The sequence below is a fragment of the Gimesia aquarii genome (assembly GCF_007748175.1).
Classification (GTDB): Bacteria; Planctomycetota; Planctomycetia; order Planctomycetales; family Planctomycetaceae; genus Gimesia; species Gimesia aquarii_A.
Genome location: NZ_CP037422.1, coordinates 6353389 through 6379610 on the forward strand (window position 1 = coordinate 6353389; position 26222 = coordinate 6379610).

At 44.7% G+C, this 26222-nt stretch carries 22 protein-coding genes; 12 read left to right on the top strand and 10 right to left on the bottom strand.

Going from position 1 to position 26222, the window contains the following annotated elements:
- Positions 1-51: 51 nt before the first annotated feature.
- Together V202x_RS24020 and V202x_RS24025 are read left to right on the top strand one after the other, a co-directional pair.
- Positions 52-504 carry a hypothetical protein gene (locus tag V202x_RS24020; protein WP_145179341.1) on the top strand — a complete coding sequence of 151 codons (453 nt, stop codon included), beginning with the start codon at positions 52-54 and terminating at the stop codon, positions 502-504.
- Positions 505-698: 194 nt separating this feature from the next.
- Positions 699-1148 (top strand): hypothetical protein, encoded by a 450-nt coding sequence (locus V202x_RS24025; protein ID WP_145179342.1) that lies wholly within the window; start codon positions 699-701, stop codon positions 1146-1148.
- Between the two features lie 135 nt (positions 1149-1283).
- Here the strand turns inward: V202x_RS24025 and argJ are convergent, their stop codons facing one another.
- On the bottom strand, positions 1284-2483 hold the full coding sequence (argJ, locus tag V202x_RS24030; protein ID WP_145179343.1) for a bifunctional glutamate N-acetyltransferase/amino-acid acetyltransferase ArgJ: 1200 nt from the start codon (positions 2481-2483) through the stop codon (positions 1284-1286).
- A gap of 27 nt (positions 2484-2510) precedes the next feature.
- Entirely contained in the window at positions 2511-3524 is a 1014-nt protein-coding gene (gene argC / locus V202x_RS24035; protein WP_145179344.1) for an N-acetyl-gamma-glutamyl-phosphate reductase, read from the bottom strand.
- 507 nt (positions 3525-4031) lie between these two features.
- Between argC and V202x_RS24040 the strand changes: the two genes are divergently transcribed.
- The 4 genes from V202x_RS24040 (at position 4032) to greA (ending at position 8218) form a co-directional block, all read left to right on the top strand.
- Positions 4032-5255: a hypothetical protein gene (locus V202x_RS24040; protein WP_145179345.1), complete on the top strand. Its 1224-nt coding sequence runs from the start codon at positions 4032-4034 to the stop codon at positions 5253-5255.
- A gap of 86 nt (positions 5256-5341) precedes the next feature.
- Positions 5342-6394, top strand: coding sequence for a sugar phosphate isomerase/epimerase family protein (locus V202x_RS24045; RefSeq protein WP_145179346.1), 1053 nt, complete (start codon positions 5342-5344; stop codon positions 6392-6394).
- A 56-nt stretch (positions 6395-6450) separates the two neighbouring features.
- On the top strand, positions 6451-7608 hold the full coding sequence (locus tag V202x_RS24050) for a Gfo/Idh/MocA family protein (protein WP_145179347.1): 1158 nt from the start codon (positions 6451-6453) through the stop codon (positions 7606-7608).
- 133 nt (positions 7609-7741) lie between these two features.
- On the top strand, positions 7742-8218 hold the full coding sequence (gene greA / locus V202x_RS24055) for a transcription elongation factor GreA (RefSeq protein ID WP_145179348.1): 477 nt from the start codon (positions 7742-7744) through the stop codon (positions 8216-8218).
- A gap of 130 nt (positions 8219-8348) precedes the next feature.
- Here the strand turns inward: greA and V202x_RS24060 are convergent, their stop codons facing one another.
- From V202x_RS24060 to V202x_RS24085, 6 genes are all read right to left on the bottom strand, one after another.
- Positions 8349-8696, bottom strand: coding sequence for a hypothetical protein (locus V202x_RS24060; RefSeq protein ID WP_145179349.1), 348 nt, complete (start codon positions 8694-8696; stop codon positions 8349-8351).
- A 365-nt stretch (positions 8697-9061) separates the two neighbouring features.
- On the bottom strand, positions 9062-10420 hold the full coding sequence (locus V202x_RS24065) for an alpha/beta fold hydrolase (protein ID WP_145179350.1): 1359 nt from the start codon (positions 10418-10420) through the stop codon (positions 9062-9064).
- Positions 10421-10733: 313 nt separating this feature from the next.
- On the bottom strand, positions 10734-11180 hold the full coding sequence (locus V202x_RS24070) for a hypothetical protein (protein ID WP_145179351.1): 447 nt from the start codon (positions 11178-11180) through the stop codon (positions 10734-10736).
- 97 nt (positions 11181-11277) lie between these two features.
- On the bottom strand, positions 11278-12225 hold the full coding sequence (locus V202x_RS24075; protein ID WP_145179352.1) for a DUF1559 domain-containing protein: 948 nt from the start codon (positions 12223-12225) through the stop codon (positions 11278-11280).
- Between the two features lie 562 nt (positions 12226-12787).
- A complete protein-coding gene (locus tag V202x_RS24080; protein WP_144988009.1) occupies positions 12788-13117 on the bottom strand; it encodes a hypothetical protein in 330 nt (109 codons plus the stop codon).
- Positions 13118-13643: 526 nt separating this feature from the next.
- On the bottom strand, positions 13644-15671 hold the full coding sequence (locus V202x_RS24085; RefSeq protein WP_145179353.1) for a sigma 54-interacting transcriptional regulator: 2028 nt from the start codon (positions 15669-15671) through the stop codon (positions 13644-13646).
- A 214-nt stretch (positions 15672-15885) separates the two neighbouring features.
- Between V202x_RS24085 and V202x_RS24090 the strand changes: the two genes are divergently transcribed.
- A complete protein-coding gene (locus V202x_RS24090; RefSeq protein WP_145179354.1) occupies positions 15886-17151 on the top strand; it encodes a PQQ-binding-like beta-propeller repeat protein in 1266 nt (421 codons plus the stop codon).
- Positions 17152-17375: 224 nt separating this feature from the next.
- Complete coding sequence (locus V202x_RS24095; protein WP_145179355.1) at positions 17376-17825, top strand: hypothetical protein; 450 nt, start codon at positions 17376-17378, stop codon at positions 17823-17825.
- Positions 17826-17885: 60 nt separating this feature from the next.
- Here the strand turns inward: V202x_RS24095 and V202x_RS24100 are convergent, their stop codons facing one another.
- On the bottom strand, positions 17886-18308 hold the full coding sequence (locus V202x_RS24100; RefSeq protein WP_145179356.1) for a hypothetical protein: 423 nt from the start codon (positions 18306-18308) through the stop codon (positions 17886-17888).
- Positions 18309-18782: 474 nt separating this feature from the next.
- On the opposite strand from V202x_RS24100, the gene V202x_RS24105 reads away from it, so the two are divergent.
- The 4 genes from V202x_RS24105 to V202x_RS24120 all read left to right on the top strand — a co-directional run bounded on the left by V202x_RS24105 (position 18783) and on the right by V202x_RS24120 (position 24068).
- Entirely contained in the window at positions 18783-19976 is a 1194-nt protein-coding gene (locus V202x_RS24105) for a tetratricopeptide repeat protein (RefSeq protein ID WP_145179357.1), read from the top strand.
- A 554-nt stretch (positions 19977-20530) separates the two neighbouring features.
- Positions 20531-20971, top strand: a complete 441-nt coding sequence (locus V202x_RS24110) for a hypothetical protein (protein ID WP_145179358.1) — start codon at positions 20531-20533, stop codon at positions 20969-20971.
- A gap of 125 nt (positions 20972-21096) precedes the next feature.
- Positions 21097-22125, top strand: coding sequence for a DUF1559 domain-containing protein (locus V202x_RS24115; RefSeq protein ID WP_145179359.1), 1029 nt, complete (start codon positions 21097-21099; stop codon positions 22123-22125).
- A gap of 137 nt (positions 22126-22262) precedes the next feature.
- Positions 22263-24068 (top strand): CRTAC1 family protein, encoded by a 1806-nt coding sequence (locus V202x_RS24120; RefSeq protein WP_145179360.1) that lies wholly within the window; start codon positions 22263-22265, stop codon positions 24066-24068.
- On the opposite strand, the gene V202x_RS24125 is transcribed toward V202x_RS24120, so the two are convergent.
- Positions 24042-25907 carry a multiheme c-type cytochrome gene (locus V202x_RS24125; protein ID WP_145179361.1) on the bottom strand — a complete coding sequence of 622 codons (1866 nt, stop codon included), beginning with the start codon at positions 25905-25907 and terminating at the stop codon, positions 24042-24044. The two genes, V202x_RS24120 and V202x_RS24125, sit on opposite strands and share 27 nt — an antisense overlap.
- Positions 25908-26222 lie beyond the last annotated feature (315 nt).

A 26222-nucleotide genomic window follows, 5' to 3' on the forward strand; every position in this document is an offset into this window, starting at 1 on the left:
ATAAAGTACTTTCACTACTTCGTCGTTCTCTCCCTACTGAAGAGAGTATACATGCAACGTGTATTTGTTTTGTTTCTGATTGTTTCTCTCACTCTGCCAACAGTGCCGGTTTCGGGCTGTGAGTGTGGCCAAAATCAGACAAACCAATCCAATAACTGTTGTTGCAGTCAATTAGATTCAGATCAGATCACAAAAGTCAAATCCTGCTGTTGTCAAAACTTACAGCAATCTGAAAAACAGCAAACGCAAGGACTGAGTCGTAAGTCCTGCGAGAAAAACAGCTGTCATTGTAAGCAGGCACTCTCACAATTCGCGACCATCGGTTCTACGAAATCCACAAAGCTGGCTCGTCAATCCAGCCGAAGCTTCATGACAGTCAATCTGGCTTCTGAGTCTTCGTTCTCTGGTCGCTCAACATCTCCCCTCACCGGTGAGGTCTCTTCTGCCTGCGGTTCCCACTCCTCAGGGGAGTTTTGCGCGCATTTCTGCCTGTGGTTGATCTAAATCACAATTCAAAACCGGATGAATCAGAATCCGTTTCGCATTCTTCAGTCACTTAATTCTGAATCCATGCGCTCTCCTTTTGCTGAAACAAATCGTTTCAACAGGACAGATTGAACGGTAAATGATTGCAAATAACGTATATTCAAATCTTGATTTTAATCAGTAACACGTTTTTTAACTTTTAGGAGAATCCAATGCGTCACGTTTTATCAATTGCAGCCCTGTTCGCTGTTGTTGCGTTCATGGGCCAAACTAATGCCGCTGATGATGCCAAAAAAGGGAAGGCGCTCTGCCCGGTTGCCGGTAAGCCTGCCAATCCAAACCAGACAGTTGCTTACAAAGGTGGAAGTGTTTCCCTGTGTTGCGGAGGTTGCAAAGCGAAATTTACTAAAAATCCATCCAAGTATGCTGCAAAAGCAAACCTTCAACTTGTTTCAACAGGACAAGCCAAACAGGTGAAATGCCCCTTTGCTGGCAAACCAGTGAATCCCGCTCAATCTGTTACGGTTGCAGGGACAGAAGTCAAATTCTGCTGTGGCGGATGTAAAGGAAAAGCAGCCAAAGCTGAAGGTGATGCTCAAATTGAGCTGATCTTCAACGATAAATCATTTGACAAAGGCTTTAAAGTCACTAAAAAAGAGTAGTGAAATTTGTTTTGATCTTCACCCCATATACTCTTTGCGGGCCTGCCTCATATGGGATTTGAAGTCAGAAAGGATTTCACAGTATTTGACTAGAGTGGGAGAGTCGTTCGAGACTCTCTCACTCTATTTTTTTGTTTACGTCGTATATTCAGAATTCAGGCGTACATATTCCTGAGTCAGATCACTGGTCCAGAACACAGTCGATTCATCACCGAACGGAAATCGAACCTGGATTAACACATCTCGATTTTGCCGCATACCCTCTGACACTGCTTGCTCATCAAAATCAGCAGGTAGTCCATTTTCATAAATCAAAGTACCATTGATAGAAAGAATAACATCCTGCTCATTTAGCTTGACTGTGGTTCGTCCGATTGCTGATACAATTCGTCCCCAATTCGGATCCGAACCGGTAATCGCAGTTTTCACCAAAGCGTCATTGGCAATCGTTTGAGCAATTTCGAATGCTTCCGATCGCTGCTTCGTACCAGAGACTTCAATCGTAATGAAGTGATCAGCCCCTTCAGCATCTCGAATAATAGCCTGCCCCAACTCCATCGCAACTTCATCAATGACAGACTGTAACTGGTTCAGTTCCTGTTCGTTCAATTCCTCAACTTCTGCTGCGCCATTGGCCATCAAGACCACAGTATCACTCGTGCTGGTATGTCCTTCCACCGAAACACAATTGAAGCTTCGATTCACAGCATGGCGCAGCATCTGATCCGTCTGTGATGTGCTGAGAGGAGCATCAGTCATAATTAACGCTAACATTGTCGCCATATTAGGGGCAATCATCGCCGCTCCTTTCGCGACACCACTCACGCGTACCGTGTTACCCCTGATTGTCAATAAACGAGTTGACTGCTTGGGAACCGTATCCGTAGTCATCATCCCACGTGCTGCGTCTAAAAACGCCTGCGAATCAGAGTCTAATTGCTGAATGACTTTGGGAATCCCTTGTTCAAGCGGTGAACGAGGTAAAAAGTGTCCAATGATTCCTGTGGAACAAACCAGTACTTCTTCTTCACTGATTTCCAGACCATTGGCTACCTGACTGGTCATCCAACGCGCATCTTCAATTCCCCGGTCTCCGGTACAGGCATTGGCATTGCCGGAATTGATAATGACCGCTCGAATAGAATCAGAGGGAACGCGTTCGCGAGACACTTTGACTGGTGCACCACACACTTGATTTTTTGTAAATACACCAGCACCACAGCAAGCCGCATCAGACACAAACAAAGATAAATCAAAAATCGATTTGTCTTCTTTAATTCCACTGGCCAGACCAGCAGCTCGAAACCCCTGGGGTAAACTTAATTCAGCAGTCAACAGGTTGTCCTCAATGAATAAGAAGTTTCAGATGATTAACCCGGTCGTCTCAGAGTAACCGGCCATCAAATTAAAATTCTGAACGGCAACTCCTGCAGCTCCTTTGATCAAATTATCGAGTGCGGAAAATACAATCAATTGATCGCCGGAAAATTGAACAGAAATGTCACAGTAATTCGTCCCCGCCACATCCTTAGTTACAGGAATTCGATCAATCACTCGCACAAAGGGCTTCCCTGCATAAAATGATCGATAGACGTTTAAAATCTCATCACGATTTACTTCACTGGTTAACCGGGGATACATAGTCGCCAGAATTCCCCGATTCATGGGAGTCAAGTGGGGGGTGAAAACAACCTGCACTTCTTTGCCACTGACAGTCGAAAGAACTTCATCAATTTCTGGTGTGTGACGATGCGTGCCAACCCCGTAGGCGGTAATACTTTCATTACATTCGGAATACAATGTTGCCAGCTTTGGGTTTCGACCGGCACCGCTCACTCCGCTTTTCGCATCTATGATAATTCCTGTGGGCTCGATTAAGTTGTTCGCCAGTAACGGTGCCAGTCCTAGAATCGACGTACTGGTATAACACCCCGGATTGGCAATCAGATCTGCAGGGGGAATTTTTTCGGCCCAAAGTTCGGGAAGACCATAAACGGTACTCCCCAACCGGGTGGGATCGGTGTGCACATGATGATACCACTTTTCATAAATAGCAGGATCATTCAATCGATAGTCGGCGCTCAAATCAACGACGCGGCAGCCATCTGCCAAAAGATCTGGAATGACCTCCATACTGGCCACATGAGGCAGTGCGCAAAAAGCAAAATCTGCACGCTCCGAAATTTGAGCAGGTGTTAGTGCTTCGCATGGCAGATCCAGACGTCCTTCGAGACAAGGGTGGATTTCATTGATATGTGGCGCATCTGTTTGACGCGAAGTCAAAGCAACAATTTCAACTTCAGGATTACGTAACAGAATTTTGATCAACTCAAGAGCCGCATAACCAGAGGCCCCCATAATAGCAACTTTCGTCATTGATACCTGATCCGACTATGCCTTAAGAGCTAAATAATGTCTCACTGCGAGTTAAAAAACGAGAGTCATTGCATTTGAGATGTACATTTTAGGAGTGAATAAGGAGACGACAAGCAATTGGCCCTCAAGGATCGCCCGCTTTCTCTATTTTTTACGAGGTAAGTCATAAACGCACAAATCCAAGACAACCATTCAATCGAAACGAGGAAGAGAAGTTTCCTTTCTCGAATCAAATCCCGATTTTATAATGATTATTTAGAATTAACAATGCCATACATCCGCCCCTGATTGAATATGATTCTTTCAAATTAAGCTGCAAAATCAATTCGGTTTCCTTTTCAAAAACCTTTCTAAACATCACAATAAAATCATCGATCCGAGTCATTTTTATCGATCGCAATCAGGTTTGCAGGTATGCCGAACTCCTTGTGGAATCACGTTTTTTGTAGGTGATTGTCAGGGATTTCAGTGGATATCCGCCAGTTCAACACATAAGAAGAGGAAAGAATGTCTAACGTTGCCAAACTAGCCGCCGATGCGCTGACTGAAGGTGGTGGAATATTTCGACTGTCTCCCACATGGGTTCCCCGTTCGTTTCTTCAGCCTGGTCGACGATTGAAATTGCATCCGAGCGACTATTATGCACTAGGAACACATCGGGGGGGGATTGATGAACGCTGGTTTGGCTCAACTACTGCCGCCGCCAATGAAGGTGCTCCACCAGATGAAGGCTTGAGCTACTGTGACTTTGGGGGGGAACGATTTACTCTCAGAGACGCGATTGCCGAACTGGGAGCTGAAGTCATCGGAGATTCCATCTGGAGTAAGTATCAGAAGTGGCCCGTTTACTCCAAGTTCTTCGATAACATGGGGCCCATTCCACATCACATGCATCAAAATGCTGAGCAAGCAGCATTAGTCGGGCAGGAAGGCAAGCCGGAATCGTACTACTTCCCACCTCAGATGAACGCAATTGGCAATAATTTCCCTTATACATTCATGGGACTTGAGCCAGGCACGACAAAACAGGATGTGATTGACTGTCTCGATCGCTGGAATGATGGTGACAATGGCATTCTCGATCTCTCCAAAGCGTATCGCCTCAAACCGGGGACTGGCTGGCTGATTCCTCCCTGCGTATTGCATGCTCCCGGTAGTCTCGTGACTTACGAACCACAATGGGGGAGCGACGTATTCGGCATGTACCAGTCAATGGTCGAAGGCCGCGCTGTACCACGCTCACTGTTGACGAAGGACTTCCCTGAAGACAAGCACGACGATAACACCTATCTCGTTGAAGCCCTCGACTGGGAGGCCAACGTAGACCCTAACTTTAAAGACAACAACTATCTCGAACCAATTCCAGTGGCTGATACTGCGGCTGAGGGCTATGTAGATCGTTGGATCGTCTACGGTAAAGTCAAAGGCGAGCAGTTATTCACCGCGAAAGAGCTGACTGTTGACCCCGGCAAGAAAGTGACGATTAAAGATTCGGGGGCCTATGGCTGGATCACGGTTCAAGGAGAAGGTTCGATCGGAAAATTGAGATTACAGACTCCTGCTATGATCCGCTTTGGGCAGATGACAGAAGATGAAGTCTTCGTCTCAGAAAAAGCAGCCCAGGAAGGTGTCACCATTGAGAATACCGGCAGTGAGCCATTGGTCTCGCTTCGTTACTTTGGTCCTGGTGCGTGCCCCAGCGCTCCCAATGTCGGTGATTACCGAAAATAAAAGACAGCATTCACTCTTAACTGCCCGAACTACCGGGCAGTTTTCTTTTTGATCTTATAATTCCTGCTAACATGAAGGACCAGCTCATGAGTGATCACACATCGAATTCATTACCCAAACTTCATAATGCAGCCTGGCCGGGAGTCGTCGGAAAAGGCCCCGATTCAGAGCCTCCCATTGATCTGGATACCATGCTCGATCTAACAGCTGCTGCCGAAGTAGGTGGAATCAAATTTGACGGAACCGACCTGTTTCTGTTTGATCCACATGTCAGCATCGACTCCAGCGATGACGATTTAAAGCAATTGGCAGAAAAGGTACAGGCTCGAAATCTGGTGATCGGTTCTGTCGTGGCTCCTGTCTGGCCTCCCACAGGTGGCGGTTCTGCAATGGGAAGCGAAGAAGAACGCGGCATGTTTCTGGAGCAGGTTCGTAAAGGCTGTGGTATCGCTAAAAAATTACGTGAACTCGGAGTGCGTCCTTATGGCGTAGTTCGAATTGACTCAGCCGCCGGTCCTGGTGATTGGGTCGCCGATCCTGAAAGCAATCAAGCCAAAATTGCAGAAACCTTTAAACAAGCTGCTGATATCGCCGCTGATCATGGTGAGCGACTCGCAGCAGAAGGAGAAATTTGCTGGGGAGGCATGCATAGCTGGAAACGGATGGTCCAACTACTGGAAATGGTAGACCGCCCTGATGTTCTGGGATTCCAGGCAGATATGTCCCACACACTCCTCTATCTGATGGGCTACAATGCTCCTGAAGATCGCCTTCTTCCTGAGGACTTTGACTGGAATGATGAAGCAACCTTCGACGCTGCTTACAAAACTCTGACCGATGCTCTGCGTCCCTGGACGATTGATTTTCATGTCGCTCAGAATGATGGTACCGTGCATGGCACGGGATCTCATGACAAGACCGGTAGACACTGCCTGCCCAAAGACCCCAACGGTAAGCTCGATATTACCAAGCGCGCTGGCTACTGGTTACGCGATGAAAATGGTGAAGTGACGAAAAAGTTCGCACACATCTGTTGGGATGGCTGTATGTTTTCCAATGAAGTCATGATGAATCCTCAAACCTGGAACGACATCCTTGGTGCAATGATCAACGTCAGAAACGCCCACGGATGGTCTTAATCGTAAAATAACAATCTCACTTTCAATCTGTTTTTAATCCATAAGGAATCACACCAATGACTAAGCCAATTCGAGTCGGTCTCATCGGCTACGGGTTCATGGGACGTACCCACTCAAACGCTTATAGACAAGTCAGCAAATTTTTCGATATCGAACACACCCCCGTTTTGCAGGCAGCCTGCGCTCGTAGCGAAGACAAAATCAAAGACTTCGCTGATAACTGGGGCTGGGAATCTTATGAAACCGACTGGCGAAAACTGATCGAACGGGATGACATCGATCTGATTGACATCACGACCCCCAATAATTCACACCATGACATTGCGATCGCCGCAGCGGAAGCCGGAAAAATGGTGCTCTGCGAAAAGCCACTTGCCATGAATACGGCTGAAGCCGTCGCCATGACAGACGCGATTGAAAAAGCGGGTGTGGCAAACATGGTCTGGTTTAATTACCGCCGTGTTCCCGCTATCACACTCGCTAAACAACTGGTCGATGAAAAACGAATTGGTCGTCCTTTCCACTATCGCGCCACTTACCTGCAAGACTGGACGATTGCAGAAGATGTCCCACAAGGAGGAGCCACGCTCTGGAGACTCGATGCGAAAGTCGCGGGTAGCGGAGTAACAGGTGATCTTTTAGCGCATTCTATTGATTCTGCGATCTGGCTCAATGGACCAATTACTTCTGTCTCAGCGGCTACTGAAACGTTTGTCAAAGAACGTGTCCATCAGGAAACCGGTGAAAAGACACCTGTTGAAATTGATGACGCTTGTATGTTTTTAGCTCGTTTTGCCAATGGTTCCATGGGAACATTTGAAAGTTCGCGCTATGCACGTGGACGAAAAAACTTCAATACCTTTGAATTGAATGGCGAAGATGGCTCTGTATTCTTCGATCTGGAAGATCCTCAGATTCTACAATATTTTGAATATGCGAACCCCACAACCGGCCAGAAAGTCGAAGATCACGTGACCGGATGGCGTCGGATTCATGTGACGAACTTTGAGCATCCCTATATGGATAAATGGTGGGTTCCCGGCTGCACGATCGGCTATGAGCACACCTTTACGAATGCTTTGGCTGATTTCTTCCAGGGTCTGGATTCTGGTAATCCGACTCAGCCTGACTTCCGGTCTGCACTTGAGACTCAAAAAGTCTGCGATGCTGTTCTCCAAAGCGCAAAAGATCAGCAATGGGTCGAAATTGCGTAGCATTTCTGTCAGCTCATATGCTATACTAGCTGTAGAATAAGCCTTTACTCATAACGGGCGACGTTTAAAGTCGCCCGTTTTTGCTATTTATTGAAACACACAAATTAACGAGTATAAATCGGGAGCCAACAAGATGGACCGTCAACCAATTTCACAAGAAGGATATGACAAGCTGCGCGAAGAAGTTCGTTATCTTGAAAACGAAAAAATGCCTGAGATCGCACAAGCAATTGCAGATGCGCGTGCCGAAGGCGACTTAAAAGAAAACGCCGAATATCATGCACAGCGTGAAGCCCAGGGTTTGACACAGGCGAAAATCAATCTCCTGAAAACCAAACTGGCTAATTGTTATATCGCCGATAAATCGGCTATGCCGAAAGGAGTTGTCACCTTTGGTTCGGTGGTTACCGTAAAAAATCTCGATGACGGTCTGGAAGAAATGTATGAATTTGTTGGCCCGGGTGAAGAAGACTATACAACTGAAGTCATGAAAATCCTCACTAGCAGTCCACTGGCAGAAGGCTTACTCAATAAAAAAGTCGGAGACAAGGTGGAAGTTGAGGTTCCTTCAGGAACACTACGTTTTGAAGTCGTTAAAATCGATGACTGACTTCTGAAGGTTCAAACGATAACATTAAAACAGCGGCAAGGGACACAAGTATCCCTGCCGCTGCTTTTTTATCGCTCATGCTAAACCAACCAAAAGAGAAAGCTTCCAGATGGGCTTAGGCCTGACTGCCCTAACTTGATTTCGCCTGTACCAGTATCCGGTTTGCTAAAGGAATCGAAGGGGCAAATGTTTGAATTGTTTGTGTCACTAACTGCTTCAGATAGTAACTGGAACTAACACCGTAAACTGTAATTCCTGAGTGATCGCAACACACTTTCACATTCTGCACCTGTCGGTGAGTTCCGGAAAGAATTTCTGTTTCCAGCTTCGCTGGTGCAGGACAGGATTCCCATTTGCTGGAAACCTGCTGTGACATTTTCTGCTTAGCCTGACGGTTTGTGTTCTCAAAGAGACTCTCGAGAATTGTTGGTTCTTCTGCAACAACATTTCGCGGCTTTTGTAAAATCTGCAAAGACATCGCAATATTCTTACTTAAAAAAGTGTGTTGGATCGGATTTGAACTATCATTTCGACAGTCGCGAATCATGTGCCGAAACAAAAGCCATTCAGAAAAAACAGCCCGTCTGGCTCGCTGCTATTGATATGAGAAAAGCCTATCTGATTCAACATACAAGACTTAGAAAAATCAAGTTTGAACTCAATCTTAACCGTCTGTAAATAATTGGTCGCGATTCGGTTTATTCTCGATGTGCGTTGTTTGTTTGCGAACTGCTCAAAAAGTGTGCTGAAGAGAGAGGTACTTCTCACCCAGGATTCTTGAAAACTCAACTGAGCATAAAGAGAATATCTGAAAAAAATCCCCTATTATACCAATAGCAATGCTTATTTCTGGGTCTTGACCCAATGAGCAATGTCATTGATAACGGCTTTAGCAACATTGCCAGGCACAGTATATTCGGCAGGAGAACTCTTCTCTTCTCCTTCCATAAACAGGTGATTGAGTTTTGGATATGAAATAAACTTTACTTTGCTACGTGATTCCAATGCATTTTTCCATTTTGAAAAATCGTCCATCGTGACTTGATAATCTCGCTCGCCTTGAAGAATCAGCAAAGGGGCTTTGAGTGCTTTGGCGCTCACTGCCGGGTTGTACCCCCTTAAGCCGAGCCAATATTTCGCGGGAATTCCCAATGGTAATTCATTCGTATCTGTCTCAGGAGACAATTCTGGTGATTTGACTTTCTTCACTTGTCTGGCAATTTCGTCGATTTTCAGTTGTTCTTCGTCCGTGATTTTACCGTCATAGGAAAAAAGATACCTGGTTTGATCAAGAACGAGATCTTCCAATGGACGCACAGAGCCTGCCAGGCTGATAAAACCCGCAATCCGGTCCGTTTCTGTCCCGATTCGTGGAATCAGGTTCCCACCAAGACTATGTCCCAACACAAATACCCGACTACTATCGATTCGCTCATGTTTCACCAGAAAATCCACGGCAGCCACAGCGTCATCAATGGTTTCCTCTTTGACAGTCATATTCCCCATCAGCAGAGCCATTTTCAGTCGATGATGCTTGGTCCGTTTTTCATATCGCAAGACAGCGATTCCCTGAGACGCGAGTCCCTGAGCCAAATCACGAAAGGGTTTATTGGGACCAATTGTTTCGTCCCGGTCATTGGGTCCTGATCCGTGAACGAGAACCACAGCGGGAAATGGCCCTTTACCTTTAGGCAAGGAAAGTGTGCCTGGTAAAAGCCAGATGCCTTTACCGAATGTAACCTCTTCTTCCTCAAATAAAGAAGCATCTACATACGAAGGGGTTCGATATGACTCGGTCGGCACAAAAAAAAGCCCTGTAATTTTATTATCTACAGAGAAGACAACCTTTGCATCGAGCTTGCCTCGCTCAAACTCACAGGTAACGAAAACTAGGTGGTACTGATTGACGATTTCCTCTCTTGTTTCTGAGGTTCGTTGCAGTTGGCCAAACTGACGTACAATTCCGCCCCAGATCGTCTTCAATTTGTCGGCAGGAAGTGCCTTTGACATCACTTTGTCGAAACGGGCGACAGATAGTTCAAACTTCCCCTTTGAGAGTTGGCTGACAAACTCTTTTGCCAACTTAACTTGCTCGGCATTCTGTTGCCCCTGCGTTGCAAAAGCCGCTTGCCCAGGAACAAAAAGAATACAGTAGGCTCCAATAATGAATGACAGAATTAAACCAGACAATCGTTTCTGCATCGGAAGCCCTTTACTAAAATAAAGGAAAAGAGAGGACACAATCTACGCTTAACACGTTTTCTTATGAACAAGAACGTCGAAAGTTTATCGGGGGGTCAAGAAAATTACGTAGTATTGTAACATTGTATCCTAAAAGTTGTCGTATTGGTTCCTTTGCTTTAAAAAAGTAATTCGACCTATGAGGGATGAGCAACATGACAGAACTGGATCGACCACACCGCTCTTAGTTCTCTATGCGGTGTAATCCAATGAGTGTTTTGGTGACTTTCACGATAACAATCAATGCACAGATTCCTCTCTCGAAGCATCTTCCTTACTTCAAGTCAAAATCATGTTTGTTCTCACCCTCTTTGATATTAATTGATAAGTTAGATTCTGTATTGTAGGTTTCAGGAATAAACTGCACGATTTCTTTTTCTTTTTTTCCATCACCGTCAGAAGTAACAACATTACGGCCAGACTCCCGGTAGCTTTTGATTTCGATTCGATTTTTTCCTACAGTCGCCCCTTCTTCAGAAGAAAGCGAATATTTACCGTCTTTGATATCCGCAAAGACAGCCTTGCCTGCAACCTGCCCATTCACCACTTTACCATCAGGAATAAATCGAATCTTGCCTAATTCAAGTGGTTTTCCCTGATAGCTCACAGTCCCTTGAATCTTTGCTGTTGTGTATTTCATCTCCGATGAGCCATTGCACCCCATGGCAACTAGCATGATGGCCCCAACAAACAAAATATTTCGAACGCGCTTTGCATACATTTTCGTTTTCCAGAAGAAATAGAATAGACAAGAACCTGAAAGCCGACTTTGCATCGACAAAGTCGGCTGAACGCTCAAGCATTAAACAGACCGGGAATCAAAATTCTCCGAGAACATTATCATCTGACTTGTTTCCCAGATCCTGCCATGTTTTCAAATGAATGTTTTCTGAAACAAAGCGTACTGCTCCATCGCATAATAAAATATGCACGCCTCCCTCGTGTTCACTGGCAGCTGAAGCGTTCGCGTATTCCTGATATGTTCTACAAGCGACATCTGTATTGGGAGAAAATACTGTTAGAAAAGCCCATCGGATTGAAGCATCTCCATAAAACCAGGACTGACCTCGTAGTTTTCCAGTACTTCCCGGTGCGCTACAATCATCCAAAATCCCTCCCGTGCTGACGTTGCCGTAGTTCGTATATTCAGAGCCAACCAATAACTCGGAGATCATCATCGTATTGGAAGTTCCATCCGTAATATCACGTACTTTCGTTTTACTATCGGTAAAGAATACGGTGGTACCATTGTTTTGATAGTTGGTACCGCCACCATTAACAGATCCAAGGGGACTATTTCCTACGCAACCAGTGTAATTGCTCGGACCACTGCTTGAACCAGTTGTTCCCTTCCCTCCCGGATCACTCGGACAACGATAGGCAGGTAAAATGGTATTGCGCACCTGTGAATTGACCGCATTTCTTCCTGGGTCAGGGACTGAAAAATCAATGAGATTGTAGAGTGGCGCCTGATCCATACTGGGAAGAATAAATGCAGACCATAATACTTTTCCTGTATTCCATCCGCTTACTCCTGCATAGGGGTGCTGGGGTGCCCTTGTAATTCCTGGTGGAAAAGTGGAATGAATGTCGTGATAGTTATGCAACGCGATACCGATTTGTTTCAGATTGTTCTTACAAGTACTTCGTCGTGCTGCTTCACGTGCCTGTTGAACTGCAGGTAAAAGCAAAGCGATCAAAATCGCGATAATGGCAATCACCACCAGTAATTCAATTAATGTAAAACCACGTTTTTGTTTGTTCATATTTAGCTCCTGTAGTCATCAGATTGCTGAACCATTCAGTGGTATGTCAGCAAACGTTCTCAATTTAGTGATTTGAATATGGATTTTGCGGAGGGACTTTTTTGCTCTGTTTAGGGAAACCGAGCCCGGATCGTTTCTTCTTGGCTTTGTATTTTGGGTATTTTGGAGAGTAAGTTATGGTAGGCTTTGGGAGTGTCAGTGGAGTGAATTTTTGGTAACATGGAGTGAAGAATTGAGCCCGGCTTTACTGCAAATGAGGCTAATCCCTCCAAAATTATATCAAGCACAGATACCTGTGACTAGGATTTCTTCTTTTTTCTCATCCACGGAATCCATGTTTTGTGAACCCATAATAAGAATTCAGAATTCTTTACTATTGCAAGACTTGGAATTTTTTTGATGGAAAGTCGGTCAAATAATGCTGGTGCTTTACATCAAGCAAATTAGTAACGAAAACTATGCTGGGGCGCAGTAAAAAAGACCTTCAAACAAATGGATGAAGGTCTTTTTTATGAAAAACACGACGGCTCGCTCAGTCAAATAAACAACGAGGTCGATGATTTTAAGCAAGCAGTCCTTGCAGTAAATTTTCTCCAGGACCATGATCATAGCAATCACTATTATTCCAGAGAGGCAAACCAGCCGCATAACGAGCAGCCAACATCAGAACTTTTTGTTCTGACCCGGGCTTTGCCTGGGTTGCTTCATCGGGATTGATTCCCATTTCACGGTATTCCTCTTCACCGAACAAAGCGTCAAAGTTGGGATCATACTCTTCGTTTTCAGAAAACTCAGGGTAATCCGCTACTTCAAAACCAACCAGTGACTGGTCATTTTCAAGTTCGCATGAAAGATCATCAACGTCATCCGAACCCATCAATAATGCCGGCATTCTCTTCTTCTTTCTCCAACAACAATAAGTAATTCCATACCTTCCACTCATACCATATGAATGGACACACCTTCTACGTGAAATAAAACATCAGCCATCTCAACCAAACCGAGAAAATCAATCGCTCGTAGCGTACGCGTCCATTGCGTTATTTGGGAGATTTAAAAGCAACACCCTCCAAGGGTGCGGGAAGTTTTTTTCAGGTGGGAAACTCTTCTAAAATTTAGTGGTTAAAAAACATCCCAATTTATTAGGGTTGTAGCTCAAAGCCACAATCAAGGACACTTAATAGGTATCCCTTGTTTCATGGACAATTCTTGAGTTTTTGTGACAAAATGTCAACAAGATTTTTGACATTTTTACAAACTACTGTGAAATCGAATGCACAAAGGGGTCTCAAATCTACAACTTTGGATTTTTAGCGATTAATCCAAGTACAGTAATCATCCTACACGCCAAATCAGCCAGTTTTTGACGACTCAAAATCGTGTTTGGCTCTGTTTAAAGTCATTACTGGACAAACAGGTCAAGGACGAGTAATGCCATACCGCTTCAGTTTCCGATCCAAAGTAGAACGTTCAATTCCTAAGATTTGCGCAGACCGGGATTTATTCCAGTTCGTATTGTTTAAAACAGAGAGAATGTGCTCCTGCTCGACAACTTCAAGTGATACATCTCGAAAACGGCCATGCATGGGTGGGAGCACACATTGAGGATCACTTTCCATGCCCACAACCGAAAGTTGGATATCCTCCCCGTCAATAATGTCATCGGTACATAAAATAAAAGCACGTTCGATTGTGTTTTGCAGTTCACGAACATTTCCCGGCCAATGATATGATTCGAGCAGATCTTTGGCCTCCTGGGTGAACCCACGAATAGGTCGTCCTGTTTTGACGACAAACCGATTCAGAAAATAATCAGCCAGCAAAAGAATATCGCTAGAACGAACTCGTAACGGGTCGACGCTGATTTCAACCACGTGCAATCGGAAATATAAGTCCTGGCGAAAGGTCCCTTTGGCCACAGCTTTTTCCATATCACGATTCGTTGCAGCCACAACGCGTACATCGACATCGATTGAAGCACTGCCGCCAACCCGTTCAAAAGCATGTCCCTCCAAAACACGCAGGAACTTTGCCTGAATGCCCAAAGACATCTCACCGACTTCGTCAAGAAACAGCGTTCCCTGATGTGCCTGCTCAAATTTTCCCGGCTTCTGCCCTGTCGCTCCGGTAAAGGCGCCTTTCTCATGTCCAAAAAGTTCACTTTCCAGGAGTCCCTCACTCAAGGCCGCACAGTTCATACAAACGAAAGGGTGTTTTTTACGCTCACTGTTAAAGTGAATGGCCCGCGCAACCAGCTCTTTTCCAACCCCACTTTCACCACGAATTAACACACTGGCATCGGTAGGCGCAATACGCAGAATCTTCTCCTTCATGGCAACCATGCTAGGGCTACTACCGACCAACTCACTCTCCAACTCAAGTTGCTCGCGCAGGGCCTTGTTTTCCCCTTCCATCCGAGCCAGGCTCTTTTTATCGCTAAGATTCTGAAGCGAAATTGCTAACTGATCCGCCAAAGCCAGTGTGAATTCCAAATCGTCAGAATCTAATGGATTATCGGGATTGGTTGAGTAGAGATGAATCAGTCCTGCGACCCCTCGTTTATTGCGAATCGGCGCGCAAATCACACTCTGAGCATGAATCTTTCCCAAGCTGTCCCTGGTAGATAGCTTAGAATCATCGGCAATATTGTGTGCCAGGATCGCATCCCCCTCATTGAACACCATTTCAGAGAGAAAATTAGAAGGTCGCTGATAAGGAATTTCATCAGCCGATTGAAAGGCAATCACTCTTAAATTTTCTGGTTTACGGGCTTCGTGTCGGCTGGGATCAAAATACAAAATAGCCCCAATATCCGCACTGGTTCCTTCAAATAAACCATTCAATACAATTTGCGAGAGTTCCTGATCTGATTGGGAATTCCCCATATCCAATGCAAGACGATAGAGTCGCCCCAGTTCACGGCTGGTACGATCACGATCGAGGTTGGCTTGCGGAAGTGGTGTATGGAATCGGGTCTGATTTTTACGTTGGATGATTTCCGGAACATTGAATTCATCCCAACTGGACTGATGCCCCACCCCAATCGTTTCGCTTTCCAGATCATCGTCTGAATCTGAGCCTACAGAAGTGGGTCGAGACGAAAAGCGCGAAACATCGAAAGTGAAGATCGCTTCACTATCTCCGATTTCAATGACACACCCTTCTTCTAATTGATGGTCTTGCTTGATGGGAATTCCTTGAACGAGCGTTCCATTACGGCTTCCCAGATCGCGAATAATCCATGAGGAATCACTGTAGAAGATCTCACAATGATTTCGGCTGCAAACTTCGTCATCGAGTACGATCCGATTCGTGGGCGCACGGCCAACAGTCGTCACTTGACGGTCCACCAAACGATAAACCTTGCCCCGCTCATCCAACTCTTGAATGATCAAATAAGCGACAGACGCTGATCCATTTGAATTTTGTTTCTCAGAGTTTTGCATAGATTATAACGCAGGAAATGTTGCAATATTGAAAATGAGCAAGACTAACCCCATCCTCTTCCTCGCCCACAATCAAGGCCGAAGTCAATCTACCATATTTACTTACGATAACCCTATTAATTATTATATTCAATTAACTTGCACCAGAACATAAAATTCGTCAAGCTAAAGTAGCGAATTGTCAATAACATCCCGCCTGTAAAGAGAATCTCCGATGAACCGATTGTTTTCCCCTCGCTTTTTTGTATGCACTTTGCTGCTTGTCCCTGCTGCTTGCTTTGCGTTCTCTACCCTGACAGAGTTACAGGCAGAGAATTGGCCACGGTTTCGCGGCATCAATGGAGCGGGAATATCGAGCGAAAAAGGCTTCCCACTCACATGGACAGACAAAGATTACGCCTGGAAGAAAGAATTGCCCGGACTGGGGCATTCTTCTCCTTCGATTTGGGACGACAATCTATTCGTGACTTCTGCCCTGGGAGAGGGAGAAACCCGCTATCTATTCTGCATTGATCCTAAAACCGGCAAAGAAAAATGGCGACGTGAGACAAACTTGAAAAAGAGCCACAAACACAGAAAAGGGAGTTGGGCCTCCAGCACACCTGCCACAGACGGCGAATTTGTCTTTGTGGAGTTTGCAGACGAAGAATCCTACTTGCTGATCGCCTACGATATGAAAGGCAATAAAATCTGGGAACGCGATTTAGGCGCCTTCACAAGCCAACACGGTCATGGAAGTTCTCCCATGATTTACAACGATCTGGTAATCGCGACTAAAGATCAGAAGGGCCCCAGTGTTGTGACTGCCTTTAACAAACGGACTGGCAAGACAGTCTGGCAGGCAGATCGAGCTGAACGTAGAACATCCTATGCCACTCCAATTGTCATTAATCATCCTAATACCGACCCCCAGTTGATTTGTGTCAGCGGGGCCACCGGCATCAGCAGCCTGGTTCCGGAAACCGGTAAGGTCAATTGGACCACCGGCGAATTTCCGATGAGAACGGTTTCCTCTCCCGTCTACGGAGAAGGTCTGATCTTTGCCACCTGTGGAGGTGGAGGTAGAGGAAAGCTTTTATATGGCGTCGATCCTACAGGTTCAGGGAATATCAAAGAAACACATATCAAATACACACGCTCTACAAAACTGCCCTATGTCCCCACGCCAATTGTTTATGAAGGACACCTCTATCTTTGGGGAGATAATGGCGTAGTCAGTTGCATCGATCTGGCGACTCAAAAAAATATCTGGACGGAAAGAATTGATGGCGGCTATAGCAGTTCGCCAGTCTGTATCGACGGAATCCTTTTCTGTATCAATGAGGACGGCGAAGTTGCCATGGTGAATGCCTCTCCTCAATTTAAATCACATGGCAAAGTCAAACTCAGTGACCCCAGCCACGCAACAGTCGTTGTTGCCAATGGCCAAATGTTCCTGAGAACATTTCGAAATTTGTACTGTCTGAATGCCAAGAAGTAAGCTTTTTCAACAATCTCATGGTGCACTTGGGTTTGACGTGGATTATAATCTGAGAGATCTTTGAGCGAGAGGGACCTCGTTATGGTGTGATGTGACACTCCATAAACCTCCTATTGAGAGATCAATACCCACAGTTCATTATGAACTGGATTGTGAAAGAGAGCCGGGCCATCTTGACTCTGTCAACATTTCAAAAATTGATTGTATTAAATTAAGGATTGATTATGCCCGCCTGGCCCGGTGGTCCCTGCCCCAACTGCAGTGAAGACATGCCTGCAAATCTGGTTCATTGCCAAACCTGTCGCGAACTACTCAACGAAGATTTAGAACACGACACTGTGGAAATCCCCGAATTTCACCCCCTCAAGGAACTTTCTGTTTGCTGTGATGCATTCCCAATTGGTTTTTTCTTTCAATGCCCTCAGTGTCGTAAAGAATTGCGGGTTCACAAAAAGTATCTTGGCAAACGAGTCAGCTGTAATTTCTGCCAGGCCCCCTTTTCTTTAAAAGTTGATGCAAGCCAATCCAGTTCGCAAGGCTTCTATACAGCTTGCCCACACTGCCGAAAAGAATTACGTATCGCGCATAAATATCTGGGAATGACAGCTTGCTGCAAATTCTGCCAGGGTCATATCCAGTTACTGGAGAAACCCGCTGATCCAGTTGATTCTTAAAGCACGCGCTTTAGAAAACACAATTTTTTCAAATTTAGAACTCTGTTCTCAATTGTGTTTTTATTGCTCAGTCTCAGAATCGCTTGCTGAATCCGAATCACTCTTCCAAGAGACAGCGGCTTGCGCGGGTCGGGTTTTATAAAGTTCTCCGTCCTCATTAAAAAGTAACGCGACGTTTAGATGCCAACGTTTTCCATTTTCGCGTTCCCACAAGTCGCAATAATAGATAGAAGGACTAGAGGCAAATTCACCTGTGATTCCTGCTGCATTTAACAAGCTGATTGCCCGTTCTTTTTGAGTTCCGAGCGGCACAATCGCAAGGATTTCTTTTGATTGCTCATCGAAAACCATTGGTGCCGGGATCACTCGATCTAAGTTGGTACACGCTGTGAGGCCAATCAAACAGGCGAGCCCCCCCATGATCAAGTAAAATAGGGAAAATTTTTCCCATACAGCTGGTTGAAACTTCTGACTTTTCGACATCTGCTCCCCACCTCCTTGAAAGGGAAACACAACTTCGAATTGCTTTTCAGCCTGACTCAAACCCTCAATCGTAATGTATCAAAACTTGATGATTGAGGCTATCTTAAGATCTTGATCTTCATCATTCGCATGCCATTCTCTCTCCCAGAAGTATCATGAGAGAATACAACGAAACTGAACTGCTTAAATCTCAAAACCCCCTTATCTTGACTATCTCTGCTGGCAGAATCTAAATAGACAACAGAAAATGTTCACTTGAACCCTAAAATCCTATTGCAATGAGTCACATTCAAAGGCAAAGTATTTTGTGAATTGATTTGATTACAAAAAGGGTCGAGCCTATCCAAATCAATGTTCGCACTGACAGTTTCCTTACTTTTGATTCTCGCAAAAAAAGAGCAACATTGAGAACAGAGATTCCCACTCGTATCTAGGCTCAATAACCAGTCCTTACCTCCAATATCACTTTGAACCATGGATCACAAACCAAAATCCTCAAGTCGCATCCCAACATTTTTGTTGATCCTGGTGTTTACGGGCGTCCTTTTTTTCCCCGCCTCAGCCTGGTGGAACCATTATCAGACAAAACGATTAAAAGAAGACAGCAATCAACTGTTAAAAGCAGAAAAATGGGCTGCCGCTGAAGAGACCGCGAGAAAATGGACAGTTCGAGCACCTGATAATTCTGATGCCTGGCTGGCACTGGCAGAAGCCTGTCGCAAACAAAATCAATTCGCAGAAACAGCCGATGCGTTGGGGCGGTTAAGTGACTCCGACCCAAGAATTTTAAAAGCGCTTGCCTTGAAAACGGACCTCCTTCTTTCAGAACTGCACGACCCCATCAAAACTATCGAAACATGTAATCGCATGCTAAAAATTGATCCCAAAGTGGACCTTGCCCGGCAACGTCTCATTTATATCTATTCAATGATGTTACTTCGTTTAAAAATGGTAGATCAAATCAGACAAGCAATTAACTTAAATTGTGAGCCACCTGAGGCCTATGTGTACCTTCTGCTTTCAGATTCTTTGAACTTCAGCAATGGTGCTCCCCTCATCAACTCCTGGTTACAGAATTATCCGGACAACGAGGATCTTCAAGTGGCAATGGCTATTTACATTGCGCGTAGCAGTTCTAATCAATCCTTGAGACTAAAAGATTCCCAATTAATTTCGGGAGGAGACCAGTCTTTAATTTCTAACTGCTTGAAAAAATATCCTCAGAATCGAGAAGTGCTTGCCTATTTTTTAGAAAAATCTCTGGAAGAAGGAAACCTGGATCGTGTTGCTGAGCTGTTTGAGAGTGCACCTGACGATGTAGAACAAGACAGTCGATTCTGGAGATTTAAAAGTCGTTATCTTGCACTGAATAATCAACTCGATTTGGCAGAAGAATCTTATCGACAGGCACTTAAATTGAATCCCTATGATTGGCGTGCCAGGCTCGGTTTGGCAGAGATACTGAGAAGAAAAGGAAAAGTCAGTGAAGCAAAGAAAATGGCAAGGCTCGGAAGCCAGGGAAAAGCATTTTCAAAACAACTAAAGCAGCTTGAAAACGCAAATTCGATCAACCGTGAATTGTTACAAGAAATTGGACAGTATGCTCACGAATGTGGTGATATTGCAGTGGAAACAGCGATTCAAAACCGACTCAGCAAATCTCCTTAACGCTTATAGATCGCTCCAGATCAGGATCAGATTATTTGATGTCATACTGTACGAGGAGCTTGAATCACCTCATTTTGATATTAAAAATCAAATCAAACTTCAATCGAGTTCAATCACGACTCTTTCGATTATCTACTGCATCCTTTTTACTGATAACCACCAGTGCACTCAGTCACTTTCCTTAAGACCAGGTCAAATCAGAGTTCAAAACCCTGAGTTTTTCACTATTTAAGTCAGCTTCAAAAAACGACTTACTGATAACACATTTCTTAGCAAAACTAAAAATTTTATCTATTTCAATTCAGGTCAGAAAACAATTGACATTTTTATAAACGCAGCTGTAGAATCCAGTTGTATATTAATGAACCAATGTATTAATTATACAAGATATCCAAACTTAATTTAATTATGTTCACAAATTGCCCATAAAGGGAACCTGTGTGCCTTCTGATCAATGATCACCCATAAATTAAGTCTAAAACCAATTCTCCAGCACCAATCAACTACTAATTCATACTAATTATACTCCAAATTTATACCTAGAGGGCTTAAACATGCATCAAAATCCATTTTCGACCACCTGGATTAGAGTTCCCTTATTAGTCTGTTTGAGTATTTGGGTTTCTGGTTGCGGTGGTGGGGATTTGGGTGATGCGCCTACACTTTATCCTGTGAAAGGAACCATTAAAAAAGATGGCACAGGCTTAAAAGACGTTCGTGTCTCTTTTGTCCCCGTTGATGATGGGACGCCTGCTGTGGGGGTTTCTGGTGAAGATGGAACTTATGCACTGAGCAATCCCAAAGGGGGGATGGGAGCGCGTGCTGGTGCGTATAAAGTTGTTTTGTCCGTTACCACCAGCCCTGAAAGTTATTCAGGAAAAGGTGACCCCAATTTGGCGAAATTGCCTTTTCCCAAATCATATAGCTCAAAAACAACGACTCCCAAGAGTTACACCGTGAAAGAGGGAGAGAACGTCGTCGATATCGAATTTTAATAGCGATCAGAAATTCAAATCATCATAAATAGCATTTTCATATGTAAAGTAAATGCTCTTATTTTTCTCTTTAAAACCATTTTGTGAGTTCCCTTTTTTGTATTTTATTTGAGGAGTGTAAATTTATGAGAAGGAATTATCTTTCGTTTGGCCTGCGATACCGAGGGTTTACTCTCATTGAGTTACTCGTGGTGATCGCCATTATTGCAATCCTGATTGCTTTGCTTTTGCCTGCCGTTCAACAAGCACGTGAAGCAGCACGCCGTTCGACCTGTAAAAACAATATGAAACAGTTAGGTCTCGCGTTGCACAATTATCATGAAACTCATGGTACTTTCCCGCTGAATTACGATTTTACAAGAACCCCGGGTCAAGTTGCCTGTGGAGTCTCCTGGATTTCCATGTCACTCCCCTTTATGGATCAGGCCCCGATGTATAACCGAATGGACTTTAGTGATATCACTAATACCTCGGGTTCGGCTTCTTCAATGCCGGGTATGGATAGTGTCGCCAATGATCCAATTCGAATTACACCAATCCCTGTTTTGCTTTGTCCCAGTAATCCCCAACCAAAGTTGACTGCTTCAGCCATGCAATATGACTTTGGGGGCCAAAATGGAAATTCCCGTTCTCTTCAAGCCGCGCGAACAGATTATGTTGGCAGTATGGGTTTTATCTGGACTGGCTGGAAAGACTGTGGCGATACAGGATCCAATGGGGCACCCTGGATCGATCCGGGAAGAGATTTCAAACATAACGATCTTGGCCGCGTTGGTGGAATCTTTTGGTGGCGTGGTTCTGCCAGGCTCAGTGATATTGTTGATGGTGCGTCCAATACAATTGCGCTCTACGAAAACCATCATTGGAATTTCAGTAAGAAATTCCCTTCAGAAATCAATAAATCTGGTGCCTGGATGAGTCCTCTCGGAGCCATTGATACCCATACATCGTCTATCAATGCCGACCCTGAAGAAATTGCTGCTGGCAATGGTGCAGATGATACCCGTTGCACCAACTGGAGCAGCACACACGTGGGAGGCGCTCACGGTTTGCTGACAGATGGTGCAGTTCGATTCATCAGCGAAAACCTGGACATTGGAGTTAACAGAGCGCTAGTCACAAGAGCTGGTGGTGAAACCTTGGGAGAATTTTAATCCCCAGACGATACCACGTGCTAAATCAATTTACCCCTCCCATCAAATTCGATGGGAGGGATTTTTTTACATACAACAGAAAGAGGAAACGATTGTTCTCCTTTCACAGAACCCATAAGCTTTCGGTGAACTCAATCGTGCATCATTCCATCTGGGTTTTCACAATCTCTCTGTTATTCTTTGCAGTCGCCTGTGATCTGCAGGAAGCAGATTTCCCTTCGAATGAAACGACATCAACCGAGCAATCCCTCTCCCCTTCCAAACGTAACTCAAAATTGACGCTGGGAATTTCTCGAAGGAAAAGCATCCATGATAAACAGACAGATCACACCTTAATCCAGACACCGACATTCCGTGATGTGCATACACAGGCAGGAATTGAATTCGTCTATGAAAATGGCGCCAAAGGTGATCAACTTATGGTAGAAGCCATTGGAGGAGGGGCTGGCTGGCTGGATTACGATAACGATTCTAATATCGACGTCTATTGTATCCAAGGTGGAGATCCAACTAGCAAGTCTCACCTCAATCAACCAATAAGTAATCAGTTATTTCGTAACCTGGGCAATGGGACTTTTAATCTGGTCGCTTCTGCTGCAGGAGCCAACAATTCAGCCTATGGACAGGGCGTAACCATCGCAGATTTTAATAACGATGGTTTTGATGATATTTATGTTACAAACGTTGGAAAAAACGTTCTCTATCAGAATATGGGTGATGGTACTTTTGAAGACGTCTCTAAGACATCGGGAACGACGAATACCTCTCAATGGAGTACCAGTGCTGCCTGGGGGGATTTGAATCAAGACGGAAATCTCGATTTGTACGTTTGTAATTATGTGAAATTTGATGTGCATCATCCCAAATATTGTTCTGACAACAGAGGCATCAAACGAATCTGTCATCCCAATGAAATGGAAGCAGAATATAACGAAGTCTACATTAATTTAGGAAACGGTCATTTTGAAGCAGCCGGCGATCACCTGGGCTTAAGGGCAGAAGAGGGTAAATCATTAGGAGTGATCATTTCAGACTTGAATCGAGACCAGTCCCCTGACATTTATGTTGCCAATGATGTCACTCCCAATTTTCTATTCTTGAATCACGCAGGCCAGTCGTTTCGCGATGCCGCGATAGAAAAAGGCTGTGCCATGAGTGGTGATGGGAACAACCAGGCAAGTATGGGAATCGCGCATGGCGACTATGATAACAATGGGTACCTTGACCTCTATGTCACCCATTTCACCGACGATTCCAACACGCTCTACGCCAACCTGGGGGAGGCCGGCTTTCATGACGTTACCAAAGCCGCCAGCTTACACCGTCCTACACTTTCCTCCCTTGCTTTTGGAACGATCATGGCCGACTTCAACCACAACCGCCATATGAATCTCTTTATTGCAAATGGACACATTGACCAATTGGAAGACCGGAGCTATCAATGGAAAATGGCGCCGCTCCTTTTTTCCTATCAAGGAACACAATGGGTAGACTGTAGCTCTCAAGCAGGTCCGTATTTTAGTCTAAAACGTATCGGACGTGGGGTTGCTGCTGCGGATTATGACAACGATGGTGATCAGGATCTGATTGTGATCAATCAAAATGATCCCGCGGCTCTGCTGCAAAACAATTCAGAAAACAACCATTGGTTAAAAATCATGTTGATCGGAACAACCAGTAACCGCTCTGCCATTGGAACGAAGGTCGAGGTCAGTCAAAATGATGAAACATTTTACCAGGAGCTTGTCGGAGGCAGTAGTTATTGCTCGAGTAGCCAACACGCCCTCTTTTTTGGATTTGGTATGGAAAATACGGATTGCACCGTGAAAATCATTTGGCCAAACGGGCAAATCGAAACCTTGAATGAAGTCCACGTCGACCAGACTCTAAAGCGAATTGAACCGAAACAATCAAACTCAAGGATTGGCACGAAATTGTTGTAGTTTTTTCTGATGTTGATGACTCAGCTCTGTTTTGCCCATCTGTTGATAAACCTGTGCCAGCCAACCATGTAACTGCCAGGACGCAGGATTGATTTCCAGCCCTCGATGCGCAAACTTGACCCCTTCTTCGAACTGATTCGTCAATCCGGACATATGAACCAGACGTCCATAAACCTGCCCTCTCCAGGGATTGATTTCGATAAACCGTTTCGCATATTGAATGCCCGCGGAATAATCACCGGTATCATGACAAATCGTCGTAAGCTTCAGCAGCGCAGATTCGGATCTTGGATTCAATTTCAGCGCCAGCTCAAAAAACGTTTTTGACTTCGCTTTATCCCCCACTAGAAAATAGGCCATGCCTATCTGAGTCATTAATTCTTCATCAGAATCATTGTCATCCAGTAAAGGCAATAATAATTCAAGTGCCTGTTGCGCGTATTGTAGCTTATTTTTCGTTTCCGCCAGATAGATGTAAAAAAAGCCGCGTGCACGCTTCAGGTCATAGGCGGCATTCCAATCTTTGGGTTCTCGGAAGACCGTGAATAATTCCGATTGTGAAGCCTTTGGTGCCTGCCCCTCGTTTTTGTTGCGAATGATACGATGGTCCGTCAAGGACGTATGAGGGACAGATTTAGCCTGACGTTGTGGCATATGGCAGGAAATACAAGACTCCTTTGCTTGATTTTGGGCATCTGTGGCACGAGAACATTCAGTAGCCTCTACACCGTGGCACTCCAGACATCTCTGCTCGTAGAAGGCAACACGATCAACCTCTGCTGGTACAAGATGAGGATCATGACAAGAAATACATCCCAGCCTGTTCTGACTCATCCGATAGCATTGACTCTCGTGCATTTGTTCGACCTGACTGACTGCTTGTGTCTCTCCCTTTTCAGAGATCCGATCTCCCTGTTGAAAAACAATCCAAATATCCTCTATTAAATCACCAGGTCGAAAATCGAATTCATGACGACCATAACGCAGGACTCGGCCTTCACCAGTAAGGTGACATTGATAACAAACTGCCTCTCTCGCTTCGGGAGTTAAATCCATTGGATTCACGATGGGGTCCCGGCCTGACTTTTCTGACTTGGCGGAATGCCATTGAATATGTTTTTCTCCCGGTCCGTGACAACGCTCACAACCGATCGAAATCTCTCGAAAAGGAACCGGATCGAATTTATCTTTGATTCCATCGGTTTTTGAAACTAAGCCAACATGACATTGAATGCATCCGTCAATCAAACGTCTTTCAAATTGTTTATGATGTGCGGGTTGATAACCTGGAGAAAGGTCCCATGTCTGATCGCCGCTGTACCAGGAAATAGGTGACATAAACAACAGGCCTTCGCGATTGATGACATACGATCTCCCGCGTTTTCCCGACCCAATTGCAAAATCGATACGTTCCTTTTTGTCATAAATCACTTCGTTTTCAGCCGTTAATCTTTTTTCGTGATGAAAGATATCTCCGTCTTCTTTGTCAATGACATATTCATGTGTCTTTGGAGAACTAAAACCAGGGTTCAGCTCATAATTTTCAATTGTGAGTGCCCCTGGAACAGTCTGAGCGGAATAGGACATGGGATGTGAGTGATAGGTATCACAAACGTCTGCATGACATTCAATGCAGGCCTGACTCCCCAGGTATCCCTCAGAAGGCGATGCAGGTAAAACGGGATGAACGGAATCTGATTTTTGTTCCCGTTCATCTGCAGATCGATTGACGGCCTGATTCGACAATTCATTGTGATCCGCTAAAAAATATTGGCCATAGATCACCGCTACGATGATACAGACAAGAGCAATAACGATGGACCATTTTGAAAAAATCATTTTTATTTTTTTCTTATTGCGCTCAATTGAACTCTCCGTCAGAGCTTCAATTTAAGGTTGTTCTCACTTAGAGTACTTTAGATTTGGAGTTTTTCCAGGCTATCCCTCATTATAATCGACATCTAAAGCAGTTGTAACAATCCTTCAAGAAAATGCGTTTGATCTCTGATTCTTTACCCTCACATAATTCCGAAAAATCGCTTTCTGTCTTCAGTAACCCGCAAATCAAATACGAAACGGTATACTTATTTTTTCATTTACAGATTATCCTTCATTATCGGCTTCACTTATTTTTCGTTCGGTCACCAAAAGACT

What these genes read in the sequence shown, in the direction of transcription:
- argC (WP_145179344.1), bottom strand. Translation starts at nt 3,524, where the DNA reads ATGACGAAAGTTGCTATTATGGGGGCCTCTGGTTATGCGGCTCTTGAG.
- V202x_RS24045 (WP_145179346.1), top strand. Translation starts at nt 5,342, where the DNA reads ATGAGTGATCACACATCGAATTCATTACCCAAACTTCATAATGCAGCC.
- V202x_RS24115 (WP_145179359.1), top strand. Translation starts at nt 21,097, where the DNA reads ATGAGAAGGAATTATCTTTCGTTTGGCCTGCGATACCGAGGGTTTACT.
- V202x_RS24125 (WP_145179361.1), bottom strand. Translation starts at nt 25,907, where the DNA reads ATGATTTTTTCAAAATGGTCCATCGTTATTGCTCTTGTCTGTATCATC.
- V202x_RS24080 (WP_144988009.1), bottom strand. Translation starts at nt 13,117, where the DNA reads ATGCCGGCATTATTGATGGGTTCGGATGACGTTGATGATCTTTCATGC.
- V202x_RS24090 (WP_145179354.1), top strand. Translation starts at nt 15,886, where the DNA reads ATGAACCGATTGTTTTCCCCTCGCTTTTTTGTATGCACTTTGCTGCTT.
- V202x_RS24100 (WP_145179356.1), bottom strand. Translation starts at nt 18,308, where the DNA reads ATGTCGAAAAGTCAGAAGTTTCAACCAGCTGTATGGGAAAAATTTTCC.
- V202x_RS24095 (WP_145179355.1), top strand. Translation starts at nt 17,376, where the DNA reads ATGCCCGCCTGGCCCGGTGGTCCCTGCCCCAACTGCAGTGAAGACATG.
- greA (WP_145179348.1), top strand. Translation starts at nt 7,742, where the DNA reads ATGGACCGTCAACCAATTTCACAAGAAGGATATGACAAGCTGCGCGAA.
- V202x_RS24050 (WP_145179347.1), top strand. Translation starts at nt 6,451, where the DNA reads ATGACTAAGCCAATTCGAGTCGGTCTCATCGGCTACGGGTTCATGGGA.
- V202x_RS24065 (WP_145179350.1), bottom strand. Translation starts at nt 10,420, where the DNA reads ATGCAGAAACGATTGTCTGGTTTAATTCTGTCATTCATTATTGGAGCC.
- V202x_RS24025 (WP_145179342.1), top strand. Translation starts at nt 699, where the DNA reads ATGCGTCACGTTTTATCAATTGCAGCCCTGTTCGCTGTTGTTGCGTTC.
- V202x_RS24085 (WP_145179353.1), bottom strand. Translation starts at nt 15,671, where the DNA reads ATGCAAAACTCTGAGAAACAAAATTCAAATGGATCAGCGTCTGTCGCT.
- V202x_RS24060 (WP_145179349.1), bottom strand. Translation starts at nt 8,696, where the DNA reads ATGTCTTTGCAGATTTTACAAAAGCCGCGAAATGTTGTTGCAGAAGAA.
- V202x_RS24110 (WP_145179358.1), top strand. Translation starts at nt 20,531, where the DNA reads ATGCATCAAAATCCATTTTCGACCACCTGGATTAGAGTTCCCTTATTA.
- V202x_RS24075 (WP_145179352.1), bottom strand. Translation starts at nt 12,225, where the DNA reads ATGAACAAACAAAAACGTGGTTTTACATTAATTGAATTACTGGTGGTG.
- V202x_RS24070 (WP_145179351.1), bottom strand. Translation starts at nt 11,180, where the DNA reads ATGTATGCAAAGCGCGTTCGAAATATTTTGTTTGTTGGGGCCATCATG.
- V202x_RS24020 (WP_145179341.1), top strand. Translation starts at nt 52, where the DNA reads ATGCAACGTGTATTTGTTTTGTTTCTGATTGTTTCTCTCACTCTGCCA.
- V202x_RS24040 (WP_145179345.1), top strand. Translation starts at nt 4,032, where the DNA reads ATGTCTAACGTTGCCAAACTAGCCGCCGATGCGCTGACTGAAGGTGGT.
- V202x_RS24105 (WP_145179357.1), top strand. Translation starts at nt 18,783, where the DNA reads ATGGATCACAAACCAAAATCCTCAAGTCGCATCCCAACATTTTTGTTG.